1 protein-coding gene is annotated in these 708 nt (G+C 49.6%); it reads right to left on the reverse strand.

What is annotated here, in order from left to right; all coding sequences use genetic code 11:
• A partial coding sequence (locus tag A3849_RS04380; RefSeq protein WP_143191734.1) for a transposase occupies positions 1 to 455 on the reverse strand: 455 nt, incomplete at its 3' end.
• Positions 456 to 708: the final 253 nt, after the last annotated feature.

Raw genomic sequence — 708 nt, forward strand, 5'->3', positions numbered from 1 at the left:
CAAACAAACGTGTAGCGATTGGCATTGGCCTCGATTTTGGTTCCGTCCACAAAGTAATGCTCCAGGGAAACGTATTTTTCGTCAGCCAGAAACTGAAGCACGGCGGTAAATACCGTCTCAAGGACATTCTTCATTCGCTGGGAACGGAAGCGATTCAGCGTGCGGAAGTCGGGTCGCTGCCGCCCGGCCAGCCACATGAAGGGGATGTTCTCCCGAATGGATTTGGCGATTTGGCGAGAGGAATAGATGCGCTGTGTGTAGGCGTAAATAATGACTTTGGTCAGCATTTTAGGATGGTAGCTGTCACGGTCACCACCTGGGTAGGCCGCGTCAAAAATGCCGTCGTCCAGCCGGTTAACGGCGGCATTGACGATACGAACGAGGTGATGTTCTGGAATATCTTCTTCCAGATCCATTGGCAAGCAAAGTTGGTCCATGGTATATTGAATGTACAAAAGAAACCTCTCCTTTGAAATGGTTGTGTGGTAACTCCATTTTACCAAAGGATGGTTTCTTTTTTTTGCTTTTTTTAAAGATTGTAGACCCCATTTCCCGCTTAAACAGCGGAGAGGACGGAACGATTGTGGAAAAGCGATAGCGGTCGCCTTTGTCCCCGGATTTTCACCGCGAAGGAGAATAAATAAAATCTGGGGACAACAGCGATTGGAACAACGGTCCGTTCGCGGAGCGTCCACCCGAGGGCTCACG

It is taken from the genome of Paenibacillus sp. P46E (assembly GCF_001909095.1).
Lineage (GTDB): Bacteria > Bacillota > Bacilli > Paenibacillales > Paenibacillaceae > Paenibacillus_AQ > Paenibacillus_AQ helianthi.